At 63.7% G+C, this 21,306-nt stretch carries 17 protein-coding genes; 11 read left to right on the plus strand and 6 right to left on the minus strand.

Annotated elements, in window-relative coordinates:
* The first annotated feature begins 278 nt into the window (after positions 1–278).
* On the plus strand, positions 279–1,427 hold the full coding sequence (locus PG879_RS04735; RefSeq protein WP_111896756.1) for an MFS transporter: 1,149 nt from the start codon (positions 279–281) through the stop codon (positions 1,425–1,427).
* A gap of 89 nt (positions 1,428–1,516) precedes the next feature.
* Here PG879_RS04735 and PG879_RS04740 read toward each other — a convergent pair whose 3' ends face one another.
* The 3 genes from PG879_RS04740 to dinG all read right to left on the minus strand — a co-directional run bounded on the left by PG879_RS04740 (position 1,517) and on the right by dinG (position 5,429).
* Entirely contained in the window at positions 1,517–2,413 is an 897-nt protein-coding gene (locus PG879_RS04740; protein WP_111896755.1) for a histone deacetylase family protein, read from the minus strand.
* Between the two features lie 70 nt (positions 2,414–2,483).
* On the minus strand, positions 2,484–3,143 hold the full coding sequence (locus PG879_RS04745; protein WP_039040268.1) for a YccT family protein: 660 nt from the start codon (positions 3,141–3,143) through the stop codon (positions 2,484–2,486).
* Positions 3,144–3,356: 213 nt separating this feature from the next.
* On the minus strand, positions 3,357–5,429 hold the full coding sequence (gene dinG, locus PG879_RS04750; protein WP_043153863.1) for an ATP-dependent DNA helicase DinG: 2,073 nt from the start codon (positions 5,427–5,429) through the stop codon (positions 3,357–3,359).
* 382 nt (positions 5,430–5,811) lie between these two features.
* Between dinG and PG879_RS04755 the strand changes: the two genes are divergently transcribed.
* From PG879_RS04755 to PG879_RS04765, 3 genes are all read left to right on the plus strand, one after another.
* Positions 5,812–6,885, plus strand: a complete 1,074-nt coding sequence (locus PG879_RS04755) for a porin (RefSeq protein WP_113070051.1) — start codon at positions 5,812–5,814, stop codon at positions 6,883–6,885.
* A gap of 218 nt (positions 6,886–7,103) precedes the next feature.
* Positions 7,104–8,045: a hypothetical protein gene (locus tag PG879_RS04760; protein ID WP_162726181.1), complete on the plus strand. Its 942-nt coding sequence runs from the start codon at positions 7,104–7,106 to the stop codon at positions 8,043–8,045.
* 135 nt (positions 8,046–8,180) lie between these two features.
* Positions 8,181–9,371: an amino acid aminotransferase gene (locus tag PG879_RS04765; RefSeq protein ID WP_111896752.1), complete on the plus strand. Its 1,191-nt coding sequence runs from the start codon at positions 8,181–8,183 to the stop codon at positions 9,369–9,371.
* Between the two features lie 79 nt (positions 9,372–9,450).
* Here PG879_RS04765 and PG879_RS04770 read toward each other — a convergent pair whose 3' ends face one another.
* The 3 genes from PG879_RS04770 to PG879_RS04780 form a co-directional block, all read right to left on the minus strand.
* The gene (locus PG879_RS04770; protein ID WP_010675239.1) at positions 9,451–10,956 is read right to left on the minus strand and encodes a helicase HerA-like domain-containing protein; all 1,506 of its coding nucleotides are present in this window, start codon (positions 10,954–10,956) and stop codon (positions 9,451–9,453) included.
* A 115-nt stretch (positions 10,957–11,071) separates the two neighbouring features.
* Entirely contained in the window at positions 11,072–11,566 is a 495-nt protein-coding gene (locus PG879_RS04775) for a DUF2062 domain-containing protein (RefSeq protein ID WP_210599814.1), read from the minus strand.
* Positions 11,560–12,078 carry a DUF2062 domain-containing protein gene (locus tag PG879_RS04780; RefSeq protein WP_010675237.1) on the minus strand — a complete coding sequence of 173 codons (519 nt, stop codon included), beginning with the start codon at positions 12,076–12,078 and terminating at the stop codon, positions 11,560–11,562. The genes PG879_RS04775 and PG879_RS04780 overlap by 7 nt, the downstream gene beginning before the upstream one ends.
* A gap of 28 nt (positions 12,079–12,106) precedes the next feature.
* On the opposite strand from PG879_RS04780, the gene PG879_RS04785 reads away from it, so the two are divergent.
* The 7 genes from PG879_RS04785 to uvrC all read left to right on the plus strand — a co-directional run bounded on the left by PG879_RS04785 (position 12,107) and on the right by uvrC (position 21,125).
* Positions 12,107–14,335 (plus strand): DNA internalization-related competence protein ComEC/Rec2, encoded by a 2,229-nt coding sequence (locus PG879_RS04785; RefSeq protein ID WP_210599813.1) that lies wholly within the window; start codon positions 12,107–12,109, stop codon positions 14,333–14,335.
* Positions 14,336–14,469: 134 nt separating this feature from the next.
* Positions 14,470–16,239, plus strand: a complete 1,770-nt coding sequence (gene msbA / locus PG879_RS04790; protein ID WP_042014329.1) for a lipid A ABC transporter ATP-binding protein/permease MsbA — start codon at positions 14,470–14,472, stop codon at positions 16,237–16,239.
* Positions 16,239–17,237, plus strand: a complete 999-nt coding sequence (gene lpxK, locus PG879_RS04795) for a tetraacyldisaccharide 4'-kinase (protein WP_210599812.1) — start codon at positions 16,239–16,241, stop codon at positions 17,235–17,237. The genes msbA and lpxK overlap by 1 nt, the downstream gene beginning before the upstream one ends.
* 112 nt (positions 17,238–17,349) lie before the next feature.
* Positions 17,350–17,547: a Trm112 family protein gene (locus PG879_RS04800; protein WP_010675233.1), complete on the plus strand. Its 198-nt coding sequence runs from the start codon at positions 17,350–17,352 to the stop codon at positions 17,545–17,547.
* Positions 17,544–18,305 (plus strand): 3-deoxy-manno-octulosonate cytidylyltransferase, encoded by a 762-nt coding sequence (kdsB, locus tag PG879_RS04805; protein WP_039040278.1) that lies wholly within the window; start codon positions 17,544–17,546, stop codon positions 18,303–18,305. Before PG879_RS04800 ends, kdsB begins: the two co-directional genes overlap by 4 nt.
* A gap of 210 nt (positions 18,306–18,515) precedes the next feature.
* Positions 18,516–19,160, plus strand: coding sequence for a UvrY/SirA/GacA family response regulator transcription factor (uvrY, locus tag PG879_RS04810; protein ID WP_010675231.1), 645 nt, complete (start codon positions 18,516–18,518; stop codon positions 19,158–19,160).
* Between the two features lie 111 nt (positions 19,161–19,271).
* The gene (gene uvrC, locus PG879_RS04815; RefSeq protein WP_210599811.1) at positions 19,272–21,125 is read left to right on the plus strand and encodes an excinuclease ABC subunit UvrC; all 1,854 of its coding nucleotides are present in this window, start codon (positions 19,272–19,274) and stop codon (positions 21,123–21,125) included.
* Positions 21,126–21,306 lie beyond the last annotated feature (181 nt).

Genomic DNA, 21,306 nt, shown 5'->3' on the forward strand with positions numbered 1-21,306 from the left:
TGCTTGATAACAAGAAGAGGCGGCCCTGGGTCGCCTCTTCTGGTCATGGCGCTCTGGCGTGAGGGAGGCACAGGGGCGATATTCAACCGCCCGCTTCTCCTTATCATGACCAACGTGCCGGCCAATCAAGGGGATGAGGCTCCCGTCAGGGGAGGGCCGTGCCGCGTTGCCATCACGGTGGGCAGAAAAACCTTGCGACCCGGCCTCAGTGCCGATTGACAAAGGCACAGGCGGTGGCATGATGCGCTCGCATTTTGCCTCTCCCCACGGTTCTATCCATGACCACATACTCCCGCCCGGTGCTGCTCCTGCTCTGTGGCCTGCTGTTGCTGACCCTGGCCATCGCGGTATTGAATACCCTGGTGCCGCTCTGGCTCGCCCATGAGCATCTGCCCACCTGGCAGGTCGGCATGGTCGGCTCCTCCTATTTCACCGGCAACCTGCTGGGAACCCTGCTGGCGGGCAGACTCATCGCCCGCTGCGGCTTCAATCGCAGTTACTACCTGGCCAGTGCGCTCTTTGCCGCAGGCTGCGTCGGGCTCGGCATTACCCTGGCGTTCTGGAGCTGGCTCGCCTGGCGATTCATCGCCGGGGTCGGCTGCGCCATGATCTGGGTGGTGGTGGAGAGCGCGCTGATGTGCAGCGGCAACGCCCGCAATCGGGGTCGCCTGCTGGCTGCCTACATGATGGTCTATTACGTGGGCACTGTGCTTGGGCAACTGCTGGTGAGCAAGGTGCCGACGTCGCTGATGGCGGTGCTGCCCTGGCTGACCGCCCTGGTGTTGGCGGCCATGCTGCCGCTCTTGTTCACCCGCATCGCCAGTCCGTCAGGGAACCACCAGGCCAGGACTCCGGTCTGGCCGATGCTGCGCATGCGTCAGGCGCGTCTGGGGGTGAACGGCTGCATCCTCTCCGGCATCGTGCTGGGGGTGCTTTATGGTCTGATGCCGCTCTATCTGAACCACCAGGGGGTGAGCGACGGGGCCATCGGCTACTGGATGGCGGTGATGGTGAGCGCAGGCATCCTGGGGCAATGGCCGGTGGGGCGTCTGGCTGATCGTTTCGGGCGCCTGCCGGTGCTGCGGGTACAGGTGCTGGTGGTGATCCTGGGGGCCATGGCGATGCTCGGCAACGCGGCCATGGGACCGACGCTGTTCATTCTGGGGGCCGCGGGCTTCACGCTCTACCCGGTGGCCATGGCCTGGGCCTGCGAGAAGGTGGAGCAGCATCAACTGGTGGCCATGAACCAGGCGCTGCTGCTGAGCTACACCATCGGCAGCCTGCTCGGGCCCACCCTGACGGCGCTCCTGATGCAGCACTACTCGGATCATTTGCTGTTCATGGTGATTGCCGGGGTCTCCCTGGTCTATCTGCTGATGCTGCTGCGCAAGATGGGCGAGCACCCGACGCCAATGGCCCATGCCTGAGGGCAGACGGCGTCATCATCCCTGTGCACTGATATAGAAGAGGCGACCCAAGGGTCGCCTCTTTTTCGTCATGGGCCGGGTGGTGCCGCTCAACCAAACCGGTGCCTTGCTACTTCAAAGAGCGAGAGGTGCAGCGGGATCAACTGCTGCCAGTCTCGCCGGTAACCCCCTCCCGGTACGGCGGTGATGGGCAGCCCGTGGCGAAGCGCAGAGTCAAAGACCATGGCATCGCGCTGGCGCACGCCGGAGTCGCTCAGGGAGAGGTAGCCTAGCTCGTCGTCCCGGTGCACATCCACCCCGGCCTGATAGAGGATGAAGTCAGGGGCGTAGAGGCGATGAGCCAGGGCGAGGGCCTGGTCCAGGGTCTCGAGATAGGCGTCGTCCTCCATGCCGCTTGGCAGGGGAAAGTCCAGATGGGAGGCTGGCTTGTGGCGGGGGAAGTTGTGTTCCCCGTGCAGGGAGAGGGTGATGATGTCACGGCTGCCCGTGCACAGGGCGGCGCTGCCATCTCCCTGATGGACATCGAGATCCACGATCAGTACCCGCTCGCAGAGTCCCTCGTCCAGGCAGGTTCGCGCTGCGATCACAAGGTCGTTGAAGAGGCAGAAGCCGCTGCCAAATCCCCGGTGTGCGTGGTGGTAGCCACCGGAGATCTGCAGTCCGCAGCCCTGCGCAAGGGCGTGGCGGCTGGCGGCCAGGGTGGCGCCGACCGAGTGCATGGTACGTTCTATCAGCAGGGGAGACCAGGGAAAGCCGAGCCGGCGAATGGCCCCTTCATCGAGGGTGCCGGCGAGGGCGGCCTGTACATAGGCCGCATCGTGCACCTTCTCTATCTGCTCACGGCTGGCAGGGGTGGCCTGTGCCAGCGGATAGTCGAGGGCGACGAGGCGTTCAAACAGCGCCTGGTACTTGGCCAGGGGGAAGCGGTGACGCTCGGGCAGTGTCAGGGCGGAGTAGTGGGGGTGATAGAAGATGCGCAGTGACATGAAGCATCGGCCATGAACGGGTATGAAAAAGGGGAGCCAGGCTCCCCTCGATGCAGGCGTGCGATGCGCCTTACTGCTGCTGGATCACCCAGATCTGGAAGGCTTTGCGGGTCTCCGCATCGGCCTTGTTGTACCAGCTCTGCAGCTGGGTCAGGGCTTCCGGGTTGCTCATGGCCTTGCTCGGGGCCACTTCCACCGGTGCGCTGGCGGCAGCCATCACGGCGGCGGTGGAGACGGAAACGGTCTTGGGCTGGTTGAAGGCCTTGCCCATCTTCAGCAGCTCCTGCTGATAGTCACGGGTCAGCTGGAAGCCACCCACGGTCGGCATGACGAACTGCTCGGATTTCAGGACCTGGCCGGTGGATTTGTCTTTCAGAACGACGTTCTGTTCCTTGACGAAACGCTTGGCTTCTTCTTCCTTGCGGGGCTTCTTGAAGTCGAGGAAGAGTTGCTGGTTGTCGGCGGCGGTGAAGTTGATCACCAGGGGCTCGGCGGTGACCAGCTTGGTTTCACTGCGGCTGGAGTAGTTGCCCTCGAAGGCGACCACGACCTGGTGCCTGCCGGGCTCCAGGGAGAAGACGGTGGCTTTGTCGAGCAGCTGGGGGTTGACGGGTTCGCCATCGAGCAGCTGGATGACATAGGGATTCGTAATTTCCAGTTGGCTAGCGGCCAGGGCGCTACCTGCCCACAACAGACCAGCCAGGGCCGGTACCAGAACAGTCAGTTTCATTTCATCTCCTTGAACAGTCAGGCAATTGCCCACTGAAAAATAGGGGGTCATTTTTACAGGTTTGCCCCACAGCGGCAATAGCCGTTTATGGCGCCTTCCGGTGTGCGGGGTGTGGATCCCGCTGCCCCGAGTCCTGCGGGCAGCGTGCTCTTCTATCTTCCTGCCCCCTCCTGACATGAGAGACAGGGGATCGCATGGCGGGCGTCAGCCGTGTCACTCGATGCGTCGGGTGAAGGGGGGGAGGGCGTCCAGCAGCCCCTTGCCGTAGCGCTTGGTCAGCAGGCGCCGGTCCAGGATGGTGACCCGCCCCCGATCCGCCTCTTTTCGGATGAGGCGGCCACAGGCCTGGATGAGCTTGCGCGACGCCTCCGGCACCGTCAGTTGCAGGAAGGGGTTGCCGCCGCGCTGCTCTATCCACTCAGCGGTCGCCTCTTCCACGGGGGAGTTGGGCACCGCGAAGGGGAGCTTGGTGATCACCAGGTTGGTGAGGTAGTGGCCGGGCAGATCCAGCCCTTCCGAGAAGCTGCCGGTGCCAAAGAGGATGCTGGCCTGGCCGCCGTCGCACTTTTGTTTGTGCAGGAGGAGCAGGGCGCTGCGGGACGCTTCCCCCTGTACCAGGAGCGACATCCCCTTGGCCCGCAGCCCCACCGCCACCTCGTTCATCTGGCGATAGGAGGAGAAGAGCACCAGGCTGGCCTCCTTGCCTGCCAGCAGACGGGGCAGGGTATCGATCAACTCCTGGGTGAAGGCGGGGGCACTGGGCTCATGGGCCATCTTGGGCAGATAGAGTTCGGCCTTGTGGTAGTCGAAGGGGGAGCGCAGCCGCAGATAGCGGGTGCCGTCATGCTCCTTGAGCCCCACCTGGTGGCGAAAATAACTGAAGGAGGAGAGGGCGGTGAGGGTCGCCGACACCAGCACGGCCCCGAGACAGCGGGACCAGAGCCACTCCTCCAGCAGATACCCCACCTCGATGGGGGAGGCGTGCAACCAGATGTCCCCGTCCTCGCTTCTGGCCATCCAGCGGGCGAGGGGGGTCTTGCCGGTGGGAACATGGCGGCTCAGCATCTCCCAGAGGGCGCAGAAGCTCTCGAGCCGCTGCAGGTGAAAACCGCTCTCCGCCAGCAGAGGCTCGGCCTCCTTGCGACGGATGTCGCCATCCTTGAGCGCCTCGCCGATGGCCCCCTGCATTCTGTCCAGCGCCCTCAGTGCCTTCTTGCTCGCCTCCTTGAGGTTTTCCGCCAGCATGGGCAGGGGATCCGGCAGTACCCCATCGGCGAATCTGTGGTGGGGCTCGCCGCCAAAGAGGTGATCATTGCTGGCGAGCCACTGCTCGAGTGCCTTGAGATCCGGCTGGAGAGAGGCCAGGGCATCCTGCAGTTTGAGCTGGGGGTCGAGCAGGCTCTCCTTGTTCAGCGTCCTGGCCAGCTTGCCCGCGCTTTGCACCAGCTTTTCCAGCCAGCGGCGGGATCCCTTGATGCTGGCGCTGGCGGCGCCGTGATCCCGGGCGATGGTGGGCAGGTGGTGGGCTTCGTCCAGCACATAGATGCACTCGTCCGGCGGCGGTAATATGATGCCGCCCCCCATGGTGAGGTCGGAGAGCAGCAGGGCGTGGTTGACCACCAGCACGTCTGCCGCGTCCATGTCGTTGCGGGCCCGATGGAAGGGGCAGTGCTGATGGTGGCTCAGGGCCTTGTTGCAGGTGTGACGGTCGGCGGCGATGCGATCCCAGCAAGGGTCCGGAATGGGTTTGGGCCAGTTGTCCCGATCCCCGTCCCACTTGCCTTCTGTGTAGGCCTGCCACAGCCCCTGGTAGCACGCTTTGTCAGCGTCCGATGGCTTGTGTTTGCTCAATGCGCCGAAGTCGAGTTCGAAATTGGCCATCTCGCTGCCGTTTGCCGCCTGCTCCAGCAGGTGCTCGCAGCAGTAGCGCTGGCGCCCCTTGACCAGCATGAAACGAAACGGCAGCTCGCTGTGACGGTGATAAAAGGGAAGATCCTTGTGGATGAGCTGCTCCTGCAGGGCCACGGTGGCGGTGGAGATCACCAGCTTCTTCTGGGTCAGCCGTGCCACTGGTATGGCCCCCTGGGCATAAGAGAGGGACTTGCCGATGCCGGTGCCAGCCTCGGCCACCAGGATGCGGCGACTCCTGTCATATTCTCCCGTCAGGGTCTTGGCGATTTCGGCAACCAGGAAATTCTGCTCCTTGCGCGGCACAAAACCGGGTAAACCATCGGCAATCTGGCGATAGGTATTGCGGATGGTGGCTTTGAGGCGAGTCGATAGCATAAAGAAGGTGTGGCCGTGTCGGTGTGGATGGCAACAGGATACCCGCAACAGGCGGCCCGGGTCGAGGCAGGGGAGAAGCAGTCGGGTCAGCCCCGGCTTTGCACATATGTTATGAGGGAACAGGGGGTTGCAATAAACCACCAAAAAAGAGGGATTCAGGCAGAGAGTATCGCTGTAAACGTTTTCCCTGATGGGGCAAACATTGTGAGATTCAGCTCACAAATTTTTCCCTGTGACTATGGTTTTCATAAAAAGTTCCAAGTTTTTTCATTGCGGATTCGAAAACCCGGTGATAGTCTCGGCGCCATAGTGATGCAAAGAACATCGCTAACACAGGGAATAACAAGGACTTAGTGTTTAATTACAGTAGGCATTGGAAACTATGAAAAAGACAATTCTGGCTATTGCTATCCCGGCTCTGTTTGCATCCGCAGCTAACGCTGCCGTCATCTATGACAAAGACGGTACCACCTTCGACATCTACGGTCGTGTACATGCCCAGTACTTCGGCGAGTACGACTCCTACGATGCAGACGCAGATTCTTACTCCAAGAATGATGGTGAGCTGACCACCTATGCCCGTCTGGGCTGGTCCGGTAAAATGGCTCTGAATGACACCTGGTCTGGCGTTGCCAAAACTGAGTGGCAACTGGCCTCCGAAAACTCCTATGACAGCGACAAGCGTGAGCTGAAGGTTCGTCACATCTATGCTGGCTTCGATGGTTCCCAGTATGGCCAGTTCCTGTTTGGTCAGACAGAAACTGCTTTCTACAATGCAACCGTCGCCAAGACCGATATCTTCAACGACTACGGTGACATGGCCAACGTCTATGATGGTCGTCAAGAAGGTCAGGCTATCTATAACGGTCAGTGGAACGGTTTTGGCCTGAAAGGTGGCTACATCACCAACAACGGCAGCTATGATGCGAACTACGCTGGCTGGTCTGGTGTTGAAGGTAAAATGGACCACGGCTACACCCTGGGCGCAACCTATGACTTCGACTTTGGTCTGGGTCTGGCCGCAGGTTACGAGTCCAAGAGCTTCGAAGATGCCTCCAGCCTCACCATCACTTCCGAAAACGGTACTTTCAGTCGCGCTGATCTGACCGACAAGAATGACTGGGCTGTTGCCGCAAGCTACACCTATCAGGGTTTCTACTTCGCTGCCCTGTATAACGAATCCACCTACAAGTTCGACGGCTTCAACGATGCCAAGGCGCGTGGCTACGAGCTGGCTGCTTCCTACAACGTAGACGCCTGGACCTTCCTGGCTGGCTACAACTTCGCTGAAGCGAAAGTGGAAGGTGTAACTTCTTACGAAGACACCGTAGATTTCACCTCCATGGGTGTTGAATACGCCTTCAACTCCAAGCTGAAAGCTTACACCGAATACAAAATCCAAGGCCTGAGTCAGCAAGATGACGAGTGGACTGTTGGTATGCAATACAACTTCTAATCAAGGCTCCCTCTCATAGGGAATCGTGAAAGAGTTGATGAAACGGCCAAGCTTGCTTGGCCGTTTTGTTTTATCTGCCTTTCACCTCTTTCGCTTCCTTTCGACGTCCGGTGCTGCGCCAGGTCACGTTGTCTCTTTTCCGCCCTTGGCTCCTTCGTCGTAAATCGCTAGATTATTCAATTCGTTGAAGGATGGTTTGCCGACAGGGAAGGATGTCTTTGATCGATTTCACCCACCCCGAGTGGCGCGCGCTGGCACAGCAGTTGCTGAGCGGCAGCCCCCAGGCTGTTCGCGGTCGTCAATGGCAGCCGCTCATCGGCATGCTTCGGGACAACCAGTTGCTGCTGGCCCTTGGCAATCACCACTATGAGCTCACCCCTGCCGGGCACCGCTATCTGACTCGGGAGCTGATGCTGGCGAAGATGGCCAGTGCCCCGCCGGAACCCGAGGAGTGGCTGCAATCCCACGGTTGGCAACTGGGGGAGAGGGTCAACGAGCGGGTGCTGGCGGCCCTGTATCGCAAGGGGGAGGGTCATTTCAGCCCCATCGAGCAGATCGACTTCGAAGACAAGGGGATCCGGCTTTGCAGTGATCTGCCCCTTCGTCTGCGGGCCACACGGCCGTTCAGCCTGTTTCTCAGCGGCGGCACCCTGCTGGATGCCGCCCCCTGGCTCCAGACCCTGGGGGAGGTGGCGCTGCCAGCCCGCACCCTGGCGCAGCTTGGCAAGATCCTCTGGGGAGAGGGGGAGATACAGCGGGTGATCACGACCGATGCCGTCGGCGCCTTCGCCGAGTTGCCACTGCCCGCCGACGCCCTGCTGGTCTGGTATCCCGCCGAGGATCCCGGCACGCTGGAGCCCCTGATCGCCGCCTTGCCGCCCCAGACCCTCTGGAGCCACCTCACAGCCCTGGATCCGGCCGGGGTCGACAGAGTACTGGCATTGGCCCAGCGGTTGGGGAGACCGGCGAGCTGGTGGCTGCCCCGGGATCTGGTGCCCATCAAGGCGGCCTACGGGGCTCCCCTGGGGGATGGTCGGCCCTGGGAGCCGAGCCGTATCCCCCGTGCGCTGCTGGCACAGTGCAATGATCTGGTGGAGTCGAATCGGGGTCTGTCGGTCGAGGTGTGTGCCCTGGCACCGGATTGGCACGGGATTGGTTGAGGCGGCGCAGAGAAAGCGGTTTTCCCCTATGGAAGGCAGTGGTATAAAGAGCTGACGAAGCGCTCCCTGGACGGGCGCTTTTGTTTGCCAACCTACTTTGCCAGCCAACGAACTCAACGGACTACAGGGAATACCATGTTTGAAAAGGTTGTTGCCGCCCCAGCGGATCCGATCCTGGGCCTGACCGAAGCCTTCCGTGCCGACACTCGCAGCCACAAGATCAATCTGGGGGTCGGTATCTACAAGGATGAGACCGGTGCCACTCCTATCCTTCACTGCGTCAAGCAAGCCGAGCAGAAGCTCTTGACCGACGAGAAGACCAAGAACTACCTCGGTATCGAAGGCAATATCGAATACGGCCGCATCGTGCAGCAACTGCTGTTCGGCCGTGATGCCGCCCTGGTGACCAGCGGCCGCGCCAAGACGGCGCAGGCGCCGGGCGGTACCGGTGCCCTGCGCATCGCCGCCGAGTTCGTGGTACGCAACAATCTCGCCAAGACCATCTGGATCTCCGATCCCACCTGGGCGAACCACGTCAGCGTGTTCCAGGCGGCCGGTTTGACCGTCAAGTGGTACAAGTACTACGACGCCGCCACCAAGGGACTCGACTTCGCCGCCATGCAGGCCTCCCTGTCTGACGCGCAGGCGGGGGATCTGGTGCTGCTGCACGGCTGCTGCCACAACCCGACCGGTATCGACCCGACCACCGAGCAGTGGCGCGCCCTGGCCAGGCAGAGTGCCGCCGCCGGCTGGCTGCCGCTCTTTGACTTTGCCTATCAGGGCTTTGCCCGTGGTATCGAAGAGGATGCCGAAGGCCTTCGCATCTTCGCCGAGTGCCACGACGAGCTGCTGGTGGCGAGCTCCTTCTCCAAGAACTTCGGCCTCTACAACGAGCGGGTCGGGGCCTTCACCCTGGTCTGCGCGACCAAGGCGGTGGCCGACGTCGCCTTCACCCAGGTGAAGACCGTCATTCGTGCCAACTACTCCAACCCGCCGTCACACGGCGCCGCCGTTGTCACCACCGTGGTGAGCGACCCGACCCTCTATGCGGAGTGGGTGGAAGAAGTGGCCGCCATGCGGGTGCGCATTCGCGAGATGCGCGAGCTGCTGGTGGAGAAGCTGGCCGAGCGGGGGGTGAACCAGGATTTCAGCTTCATCCGCGAACAGAACGGCATGTTCTCCTTCTCCGGTCTCTCCAAGGATCAGGTGGAGCGCCTCAAGAGCGAATTCGCCATCTATATCGTCGGCTCCGGCCGGATCAGCGTGGCAGGCATCACCCGCGCCAACATTGATCCCCTCTGCGACGCCATCGCCAAGGTGTTGTAAGAGAGACGCATCTGCGCCAAGCGCCTTGCTTCAGCCATAAAAAGCCCGCCGACACGGCGGGCTTTTTCATTTTCCGGCATCAGCGGCGCCGCTTGCTGCTCCCCAGCAGGGAGCCGAGCACCCCGCGCATCAGCTGGCGTCCCACCTCGTTGCCGAGGGTGCGGGCCACGCTCTTGGCGGCGGTCTGCACCACCCCGTCATGCTGGCCACCACGGGGGCCGGTGCGACCGAACAGGATGCCATTCAAGGCATCCAGCAGACCGCCGCCCTGGTCGGTCTGTGGGGAAGCGGTCTCGTCATCGGCGGCGGGCGATGCCTCCTGAAGCCGCTCGAACGCGGACTCCCTGTCCTCCTGGGTGTCGTATCTGCCGTAGAGCAATGAGCCCTGAATAAGCGCCTGGCGCTCGGCCGCGCTCAGGGGGCCGATGCGGCTGGCCGGGGGCGCGATGAAGGCGCGCTCCACCACGCTGGGCCGCCCCTTCTCGTCGAGCAGGGAGATGAGCGCTTCCCCGACCCCCAGTTCAGTGATGGCTCCGGCGGCGTCGAAGGCAGGGTTGGCCCGCAGGGTGTTGGCGGCGATGCGTACCGCCTTCTGATCGCTCGGAGTGAAGGCGCGCAGGGCGTGCTGCACCCGGTTGCCAAGCTGCCCCAGCACGCTGTCGGGGATGTCGGCCGGACTCTGGGTCACGAAATAGACGCCCACCCCCTTGGAGCGGATGAGGCGCACCACCAGCTCAATTTTCTCCAGCAGTGCCCTGGGCGCATCCTTGAACAGCAGGTGGGCCTCGTCGAAGAAGAACACCAGCACGGGCTTTTCCGGATCCCCTATCTCGGGCAACTGTTCGAACAGCTCGGAGAGCAGCCAGAGCAGGAAGCAGGCATAGAGGCGGCTGGACTGGGTGAGCTTGCCGGCGGCCAGCACATTGATATGGCCGTGGCCTGCCCCGTCAGTCTGCATCAGATCCTGGATGTCCAGCATGGGCTCGCCGAAGAAGTGATTGCCGCCCGCGCTCTCCAGGGTGAGGAGGTTGCGCAGGATGGCGCCGATGGAGGCGGTCGACACATTGCCGTAGCGGGTGGTGAGGGTCTTGGCGTGCTCCCCCGCAAACTGCACCATGGCCCGCAGGTCTTTCAGATCGAGCAGCAGCAACCCCTCGTCGTCCGCCACCTTGAACACCAGCTCCAGCACCCCGCTCTGGGTGTCGTTGAGGCCGAGCAGGCGTGCAAGCAACAGAGGCCCCATGTCGGAGACGGTGGCCCGCACCGGGTGGCCCTCTTCGGCGAAGAGATCCCAGAACAGGGTGGGGCTGGCGGCAAAGTCGGGTGCCTGAAGGCCGAGCTGGGCCAGACGGGCATCCAGCTTGGCAGAGGGGGTGCCGGCGGCGCCCAGGCCGCTCAGATCCCCCTTCACGTCGGCAAGAAAGACCGGCACGCCGAGGCGGGAAAACCCCTCCGCCAGCACCTGCAGGGTGACTGTCTTGCCGGTGCCGGTGGCCCCGGTGATGAGGCCGTGGCGATTGGCCATGGCGGGGAGCAGGGAGAGGGGGTTGCCATTGGCATGGGCCAGCGTGAGCGGTTCGGCCATGGTGGGCTCCTTGTTTCGAATGGGGGTCGAAAAACAACGGGTTACAAGGAGTGTGGTGGCAGAGGCAGACGATGGCAAGGCACGCCGCCCGAGACAAGGACGGCGTGCTGGCAACCTAGCGGGGGCGGGTCAGTTTGCCCAGTTGCAACAGCAGCAGGGTGAGCAAGGCGCCAGCGGCAGCGCTCAGCACCGCCAGCAGCAGGCTGCCGAGCAGGAAGGGGGGCACCAGGATAGCCGCTTCCTGCTCCAGCCAGTGCAGGGACCAGGTGAGATGGAAGGGGGCTGGCGTCTCGTTCAGCACCAGGCAACCGGTACGATAGGCGTAGAGGTACATGAAGGGGAGCGTCAGCGGGTTGTTGAACCAGACCGCCAAGAGGGCCAGCGGCAGGTTGAAGCTGAACGCCAGCACCAGGGCGACGGCCACCAGGGAGTGCATGGGCATGGGGACCCAGCTGGCGAACAGCCCGGCCGCCACGGCGCCACAGAGGGCCCGCGTTCCCCCTTGCCAGAGGGCGGGTGTCATCAGTCGCTCGCCAAAGAGGGCGAACCACTTCTGTTGGCGCAGGGTATCGGGGTCAATCTTGAAGCGGGCCAACCAGCGGTTCAGCATGGGCGCGCCACCTTGCGTTTTTGCCACTGGCGCACCGTGCTCAGGCGCCAGCCCGCGCGAACCAGGACATAGCCGACGAGGGCGCTCAGCAGGGCAAGCACCAGGGAGCCCAGCAAGAGCGGCGGGGCCACCGTCTCGAACACCGACACCAGCCAGGCCCAGGTGAAGGTGATCTCGATGTGCTGGGAGGGTTGCCCCAGCAACTGGCAGCCCACCAGATAGGCGCCATAAAACAGCGGTGGCATGGTCAGGGGGTTGGAGAGCCAGACCAGGGCCACCGAGAGGGGCAGGTTGACCCGGCAGGCGATGGCGCCGCCAGCGGCCAGCAGCATCTGGCAGGGGAGGGGCACCCAGGCCATGAAGAGGCCGACCGCACAGGCACCGGCGGCGGAGCGCCGGTTGAGATGCCAGAGGTTGGCATCCAGCAGCAGCTTGCCAAAGAGTCGCAAGTGCTTGTGTTCCTTGAGGGTCGCCGGGTCGGGTAGCCAGCGCTGTATGATTCGTTTGGGCATGTTCTGAACCTTGCTAAATACTTGCTCCATGGATCTGCGTCTGTTGTCGTTTGCCCTGGGGGCAAGCTCCTCACTGCTTTGGCCATGGCTGCCTTCATGGGAATGGGGTGGCCTGATGCTGCTGCTCGCGCTCCCCCTCGCCGGTGGTCGTTGCTGGCGGCTGCTGTTTCTGCTGCTCGGCATCCTCTGGATGCAGGTGAATTTGCACTACCGGCTTGCCTGGCTGGATCAGCTTGGCAAAAAAACGAGCCACATCATAACCGCACACGTGCAAAGTACGGAGTCTTCGGGAGAGAAAGAGGGGGATAAATTTGCGCGCCTGCTGCTGCGCCTCGACACCCTGGACGATCGCCCCCTCATCGTGCCACCCCTGGTGCGGGTCAATGCCTATCAGGTGTTGCCGCCGTTGCCTGCCGGCAGCCGCGTCACCCTGGTGACCTCTCTCAAGCCGGCCCATGGCCTGGCCAACGAAGCGGGGATGGATGGGCGGCGCCTGCTCCTTGGCAAGGGAATCACCGCCACCGGCAACCTGCGTCGGGTCATCGCCCTGGATGCCGTGCCCCCGGGTGTGCGCGATCGCTGGCTGGCGGCGGCGAGTCGCGCCTGGGAGGGGATGGCGCAGGCCCCCCTGCTGGCGGCCCTCACCTTCGGGGAACAGGGAGGGATCACGGATGCCCAGTGGGAACTCTTTCGCGGCAGCGGCCTGACCCACATCATCGCCATCTCGGGCCAGCATATCGCTCTGGTAGCGGTGCTCGGCTGGTGGCTCGGGCGGCTGTTCGGGCTGCGCGGGGCTATCTGCGTGTCACTCCTGTTTGCGGCCACCTACAGCTGGCTGGCGGGGTTTGCGGTGGCCACCGAGCGTGCCCTCATCATGGTGCTGGTGTGGAGCCTGCTGCGCTGGCTAAAGCGGGACTGGCCGAGCCACCGGATCTGGCTGTGGGCCTTTGTGGTGCTGACATTGTGGGACCCTTTTGCCCTCTATTCGGCGGGGTTCTGGCTCTCTTTTCTGGCGGTGGCCCTGCTGTTGCTGGCGAGCCTGCTGCACGATCGCCCCGGCCTGGTGCGGCTGCAACTTCTGCTGCTGCTCGGATTGCTGCCCCTGCAACTGCTGCTGTTCGAGGGGATGGCGCCCCTGGCGTTTCTGCTCAATCTGCTGGCACTGCCGCTGTTCTGCCTTGTCATCATTCCCCTGGCGCTCATCGGCGTGCTGGTGGCGCCCCTCTCCACGTTGCTGGCCCACGACCTGCTCTGGGTCTCCGCCTTCGGTCTGGAGTGGGTGCTGTGGGGGCTCACGCAGCTGGGGGATCGCCTGCAGCTCTGGTGGCCGGTGCCCGGCTGGCTGATGCCCGCCAGCGCCCTGCTGATCCTGCTGTGGACGGGATGGCACCTGCCGGGAGGGCGCGCCCTGGGGGGGCCGGTGGCGGCGGCCCTGCTGCTCGCCCTCTGGCCTGCTCCCGTTTCCTGGCAGGTGCGGGTGCTGGACGTGGGGCAGGGGCTCTCGGTGCTCGTCACCCGGGGGGATCGGGCCATCCTGTTTGATACCGGGGATCGCTACCCCGGGGGCTACAACATGGCGGATGCGGCCATCCTGCCCCTGCTCAACCGGCTCGGCATCCGGGTGATCGACACCCTGATCATCAGCCACAGAGACAGGGATCACGCGGGCAACCGGCAGGCTCTGCTGCAGAGCATGGCGGTGCGCCGGGAGCTCTCCTCCTTTCCCTTTACACCGGCTACCCAGGCCTGCCGCCGAGGTCAGCAGTGGCATTGGCAGGGACTGGATGTGCGGGTGCTCTGGCCCCTGGCAGCCGGGGCGGGGCGCAACAACGACAGTTGCGTGGTGCAGCTGGACGACGGGCGTCATCGGCTGCTGCTGAGCGGTGACATCGAGCGGCAGGCGGAGCGCCGCCTGCTGGCACTGGCGCTGGAGGAGGGTGAGGGCGCGGGGCTGGCCAGCACCCTGCTGGTGAGCCCGCATCATGGCAGTCGCACCTCCTCCACGGCCCCCTTCGTGGCGGCGGTGCAACCTGCCTTCGTGGTGCACAGCGCAGGCTTCATGAACCAGTGGGGCTTTCCCCGCCCCGAGGTGGTGGCGCGATACCAGGGGGCGCGGCAGTGGGTCACGGGGGAGGCGGGCGCCATCCTGATCGAGCCGGGGGACGCGGGCCTCAGGATCCGGGCCGAGCGGGAGCAGGGGCCCTGGTACAGGCGTGGCGGCCCCTGGTGGCAGTCGCAGGTATGGGGAAGGGAGTGAGGATCCAATGAGCCAGCCCGGCAAGGGGCGGCCTTCATTTGTGACCCGGGTTGTAGCCATCGCGCCAGCGGCGCTTGGTGTAGCTCCAAGGTTTGGCTAGAATAGCCCGTCATTTCCCTTATTAACGGCTATTCATGCAACAAGAAACCTCACAAGAGAGCTGGACCGTCTTCAAGCGCCTGCTCGGTTATGTCCGGGATCGCAAGCTGGGTCTGGTGGGCGGCATCATTGGCATGCTGGGTTACGCGGCCGTGGATACCACCTTCGTCTACTCCATCAAACCGCTCATCGATCAGGGGCTCAACGGCAACGACAGCAGCGTGCTCAAGTGGATGCCCTTCTTCGTCCTCGGCATCGTGGCTCTGCGCGGCTGCGCCGCCTTCCTCTCCAACTACTGCATGGCCTGGGTCGGCAACCACGTGGTGATGCGCCTGCAGCAGCAGGTGTTCAGCCACCTGATGGCCATGCCCATGAGCTTCTTCGACCGCCAGAACACCGGCAACCTGCTCTCCAAGGTGACCTATGACGCCGGTCAGGTGTCGTCCGCCGCGAGCTCGACCCTGGTCTCCCTGGTGCGGGAAGGGGCCACCGTCATCGGCCTGCTGGGCCTGATGTTCTGGCACTCCTGGCAGTTGTCGGTGATCTTCCTGGTGGTGGGGCCCCTGGTCGGGATCCTCATCAGCATCATCAGCCGACGTTTTCGCAAGATAAGCCGCCACATCCAGCAGGCGGTGGGTGACATCACCACCTCCACCGAGCAGATGCTCAAGGGGCACAAAGAGGTGCTGATGTTCGGTGGCCAGGAGGTGGAGGACAAGCGCTTCTACCAGGTGAGCAACCGGATGCGCCAGCAGACCATGAAGATGGTCGCCGCCGACGCCATCGGCAGCCCCATCGTCCAGATGGTGGCCTCCGTGGCCCTTGCGGTCTTCCTCTATGTCGCCACCATCGACAGCGTCAAGGCGACCCTGACCGCGGGCACCTTCACCGTCATGGTCACCTCCATGATGATGCTGCTCAAGCCGCTGAAAAGCCTGACCGACGTGAACAACCAGTTCCAGCGCGGCATCACCGCCTGCCAGAGCCTGTTCGGTCTGCTGGACTCCACCCCGGAGCAGGACACCGGCACCCGTACCCTGGAACGTGCCCGAGGTGAAATCGAGTTTCGCAACGTCACCTTCACCTACCCGACCAAGGAGACACCGGCGCTGCGCAACATCAGCTTCAAGGTGGAGGCGGGCAAATCGGTGGCCCTGGTGGGTCGTTCCGGCTCCGGCAAGAGCACCATCGCGAGCCTCCTGACCCGCTTCTATGACATCGAAGAGGGGGAAATTCTGCTGGATGGCGTCAACATCCGCGAATACCGCCTGAGCGAGCTGCGCAAGCAGTACGCCCTGGTCTCCCAGCACGTGCACCTCTTCAACGACTCCGTGGCCAACAACATCGCCTACGCGGCGGAAGAGAAGTACAGCCGCGACGAGATCCAGCAGGCGGCCCGCATCGCCCATGCGGACGACTTCGTCAGCAAGATGCCGGAAGGCTATGACACCGTCATCGGCGAGAACGGCGCCTCCCTCTCCGGCGGCCAGCGCCAGCGCATCGCCATCGCCCGCGCCCTGCTGCGGGACTCCCCGGTGCTGTTGCTGGACGAAGCCACCTCGGCCCTGGACACCGAGTCCGAGCGCCACATCCAGGCGGCCATCGACGAGCTGTGCAAGGCGCGCACTTCCCTCGTGATCGCCCACCGCCTCTCCACCATCGAGAAGGCGGACGAGATCCTGGTGATCGACGAAGGACACATCGTCGAGCGCGGCAACCACCAAACCCTGATGGACATGCATGGTACTTATGCCCAGCTGCGGGCCATTCAGTTTGGTAATACAGCCACGGGTAACAAGGGCTGATGCTGGCCAGACTCTGGTACGGGAACAGCCTCTGGCGCTGGGGGCTGGCCCCCTTCGCCCTGCTGTTTGCCCTGGTCAGCGGCGTCCGCCGTCTGGGGTATCGCCGGGGCTGGTTCAGCGCCTATCGGGCCACCCTGCCGGTGGTGGTGGTGGGCAATCTCTCGGTGGGGGGCAACGGCAAGACCCCGGTGGTGGTCTGGCTGGTGGAACAACTCCAGGCCCGGGGCTGGCGCCCGGGCGTGGTCAGCCGCGGCTATGGCGGCAAGGCGCCCCATTACCCCTATCGACTGGATGAAAGCAGCACCCCGGCCGAGGCCGGGGATGAGCCCGTGCTCATCGCAAGGCGCTGCGGCTGCCCCGTGGCGGTGGCCCCCAGACGGGCCGATGCTGTGCGGTTGCTGGAGCAAAGCGGTGAGGTGGACATCATCGTCACCGACGACGGCCTGCAGCACTATGCCCTGGCCCGTGACATCGAACTGGTGGTGGTGGACGGGGCGCGGCGCTTTGGCAATGGCTGTCTGCTGCCCATGGGGCCGCTGCGCGAGCCCACGACCCGCCTCAAGCGGGTAGACGCCATCATCTGCAACGGCGGTGAACCCGCCCGTGGCGAGTACGCCATGCGCCTGGTGCCGGATACCCTGCGCCGGGTGTGCGACGATGCGCCTCTCACTGCCCCCCTCTCGGGGCCGGTGGATGCCCTGGCGGGCATCGGCCATCCCCCCCGTTTCTTCGCCACCCTGACCGCCCTTGGTTACGAGCTGGTGCAGAGCGTCGGCTACGGGGATCACCAGGCGTTCGACGTCGCCGAGCTGCTGGCCCGCTTCGGCCAGCGCCCCTTGCTGATGACCGAGAAGGATGCGGTCAAGTGCCGCCCCTTCGCCCCGGACAACTGGTGGTATCTGCCGGTGAGCGCCGAGCTGCCCGATGCCCTGGGGGAGGCGCTGCTGCGCACCCTGGGCCCGCAGCCCGGAAGAGGGGACGGGCGCCAGGCGCCCTGACCGGGCGCCACCGGATTGGAACAGACGGCCAGCGCCCGGACTCGGGGGCTGGCCCTGCACATTGACATGCCAGGCAAGATCGCCTGTGGGAAATCGTTAAAGGAGTTTCGTTGTGGCACTGGATATTAAACTGCTCGACATCATCGCCTGCCCGGTCTGCAAGGGGAAACTGCACTATCAAGCGCACGCCGAGGGCCCTCAGGAGCTCATCTGCCGCTTCGACAGACTGGCCTATCCCCTGGAGGAGGGGATCCCGGTGCTGCTGGAGAACCGGGCCCGTCACCTGGCGCTGGAAGAGCTGAAGCCATGAGTTTCGTCGTCGTCATTCCTGCCCGTTACGCCTCCACCCGGCTGCCGGGCAAGCCGCTGGCCGACATTCACGGCAAGCCCATGGTGCAGCACGTGGTGGAGAAGGCCCTGCAATCGGGCGCCGATCGGGTGATCGTCGCCACCGATGACGAGCGGGTGCAGCAGGCTCTGGCTCCCTTTGCCGCCGCTGCCGGGTTCGAGGTGTGCATGACCTCACCGGATCACCAGTCCGGCACCGAGCGTCTGGCCGAGGTGTGCCGTCACTACGGCTTTGCCGCCGACACCATCATCGTCAACGTGCAGGGGGACGAGCCCCTCATTCCCCCCGTCATCATCCGCCAGGTGGCGGACAACCTGGCCGCGGCCAGCGCGCCAATGGCGACGCTGTCGGTGCCGATCAGGGATGCCGAAGAGGCGTTCAATCCCAATGCCGTCAAGGTGGTGACCGACCGGGAGGGGTATGCCCTCTATTTCAGTCGCGCCAGCATCCCCTGGGATCGGGACCGCTTTGCCCAGAGCCGCGAGCAGATTGGCGATCACTACCAGCGCCACATCGGCATCTACGCCTATCGCGCCGGCTTCATCCAGCGTTACGTGGACTGGGCGCCGAGCGTGCTCGAGCAGGTCGAAGCCCTGGAGCAGCTGCGGGTGCTCTGGTACGGGGAGAAGATCCACGTGGCCCAGGCGCTGCAAGCCCCGCCGGTGGGGGTGGACACCCAGGCCGATCTCGACAAGGTACGTGCGCTGCTGGCCGGTTGAGGCTGGCGGAACGGCTTTGATGCAATACGGCGCCCCAGGGCGCCGTTTTTTAATTGATTCTTTGTATAATAATTTGATTTAAAACGGATTTTACGAGCAATTTCAAACTTTTCCCGCCCATGGTTTGCCAAATCATCGAGTTTGGTTATGATGCAAGACGCCGTGTTAACCCTAACTGGCATATAACGAGATAAAAAACGGGGTGTTTGGGTGATTAATGTATTCCTGGTCGATGATCATGAGTTGGTGCGTACAGGGATAAGACGCATTTTGGAAGACGTCCGCGGGATCAAGGTGGTGGGCGAGGCGCAGAGCGGGGAAACCGCGGTGGCCTTCTGTCGGCAACATCACCCCGATGTGATCCTGATGGACATGAACATGCCGGGCATCGGCGGTCTGGAAGCGACCCGCAAGATCCTGCGGATCCGCCCCGATGTACGCATCATAGTGCTGACCATTCATTCAGAAAATCCGTTCCCTACCAAGGTGATGCAGGCGGGCGCCGCCGGGTACCTCACCAAGGGGGCCGCGCCGGACGAGATGATCCACGCCATTCGCCTGGTTCACTCCGGTCAGCGCTACATCTCCCCGGAGATCGCCCAGCAGATGGCCCTGAGCCAGTTCGCCTCCGCCGACGAGAACCCCTTCAAGTCCCTCTCCGAGCGGGAGCTGCAGATCATGATGATGATCACCAAGGGGCAGAAGGTGACCGACATCTCCGAGCAGCTCAACCTGAGCCCGAAGACGGTCAACAGCTACCGCTACCGCCTGTTCAGCAAGCTGGGGATCAACGGTGACGTTGAGCTGACCCATCTGGCCATTCGTTATGGCATGCTGGATGCCGATACCCTGTAACGGGGGCGTGTGGACACCAAAGGCGGCACCGGCCGCCTTTTGCTTTTTGCAGGCTGTGGGCAGTATGCTCTCCCCCGTCTTTTTGCATTCATCCGTTGAGTCGAGTTGCCGATGACCCTCTCCCCCGAGCCCCATTTTGACAGCAAGGCGTTTCTGAGCGCCGTCACCCACCAGAGCGGTGTCTACCGCATGTACGACAGCGGCGGTACCGTCATCTACGTGGGCAAGGCCAAGGATCTCAAGAAACGGCTCGCCTCCTACTTTCGGGCCAATGTCGACAGCATCAAGACCCGCACCCTGGTGCGCCAGATTGCCGATGTGCAGGTAACGGTCACTCACACCGAGACCGAGGCGCTGATCCTCGAGCACAACCTCATCAAGCAGTACCAGCCCCGCTACAACGTGCTGCTGCGGGATGACAAGTCCTACCCCTGGATCATCATCACCGACCATCGGCACCCGCGCATCGGCGTCCATCGCGGCGCCCGCAAGGTGAAGGGGGAGTATTTCGGCCCTTACCCCTCCGGTGGCGCGGTACGCGAGAGCCTGCACCTGATGCAGAAGATCTTCCCGGTGCGTCAGTGCGAGGATGCCGTCTATGCCAACCGTACCCGCCCCTGCCTGCTCTACCAGCTCAAGCGCTGCGCCGGCCCCTGCGTGGCGGGGCTGGTGAGCGAGGCCGAGTATGCTCAGCAGGTGGCGCTGGCCAAGCTGTTCCTCGCGGGCAAGAACCAGCAGGTGATCGGCGAACTGGTGGGCAAGATGGAGTCCGCCAGCGGCGATCTGCGCTTCGAGGAGGCGGCCCGCTACCGGGATCAGATCCAGGCCCTGCGCCGGGTCACCGAGCAGCAGTCGGTGAGCGGCAACGTGCTGGACGAGCTCGACGTAGTGGGGGTGGCCTTCGAGCAGGGGACCGCCTGCATCCACGTGCTCTTCATCCGCCAGGGCAAGGTGCTGGGATCGCGCAGTTACTTCCCGAAAGTGCCGGCCGATACCCCGCTTGACGAGGTGGTGCAATCCTTCCTGCTGCAGTTCTATCTGTCGGGGCAGGGGGGACGGCAGATCCCGAGCGAGGTGCTGCTGGACGTGGCGCTGGAGGATGAGAGCGTCATCGCCGACACCCTGAGCCAGACCGCCGGCTACAAGGTGCGGGTGGTGAGCCGGACGCGCAGCGAACGGGCCCGCTTCATCAAGCTCGCCTCCATCAACGCTCAGACCGCGCTGCGCTCGCGCCTCGCCCACAAGAGCACCATCACCGCCCGTTACGATCAGCTGGAGGAGCTGCTGGAGCTCGAGAGCCCCATCGCTCGCATGGAGTGCTTCGATATCTCTCACACCATGGGGGAGCGCACCGTGGCCTCCTGCGTGGTGTTCAACCGGGAGGGCCCGCTCTCCTCGGAATACCGCCGCTTCAACATCGACGGTATCACCGGCGGGGATGACTATGCCGCCATGGAGCAGGCGCTGGAGCGGCGTTTTGGCAAGCAGCAGGAGCCGGACAAGGTGCCGGATGTGCTGTTCATCGACGGCGGTCTCGGCCAGTTGCGCCGCGCGGAGGAGATCCTGGTGCGCCAGCTGGAGTTTCTCGGCGGCAAATATCCGCTGCTGGTGGGCATCGCCAAGGGGGTGACCCGCAAGGCGGGGTTGGAGACCCTGATCCTGGGGGACAGCCACGAAGAGCTGCACCTGCCGGCGGACATGCCCGCCTTGCACCTCATCCAGCACATTCGCGACGAATCCCACCGCTTTGCCATCACGGGCCACCGGGCCAGGCGGGCAAAGGCCCGCACCACCAGTACCCTGGAAGAGATTCCCGGGGTGGGGCCGAAACGGCGGCAGGCGCTGCTCAAATACCTGGGGGGTTTGCAGGAGGTGAAAAAAGCCGGGGTGGACGAGCTCGCCAAGGTGCCCGGCATCAGCCAGGAGCTGGCCCAGTCCATCCACGACGCATTGCACTCGCTCTAGCGCTGCCTTTGGTGTGAAGGAGGTCACGCCAGGGGGCATCAGGGCTTGCCGCCTGCGCACAAGAGCCGTGACGCAGGGGGCTCCCAAATGCCATAATGACCGGCATCCTGAGGTTATTGATGGATTAATGGACCAAGGCGGGCGCCAGTTCGGTTGCATCCGCGATCGGCTTGGGGCTACC

This window comes from Aeromonas sp. QDB63 (genome assembly GCF_027707425.1).
GTDB classification, from domain to species: domain Bacteria; phylum Pseudomonadota; class Gammaproteobacteria; order Enterobacterales; family Aeromonadaceae; genus Aeromonas; species Aeromonas caviae.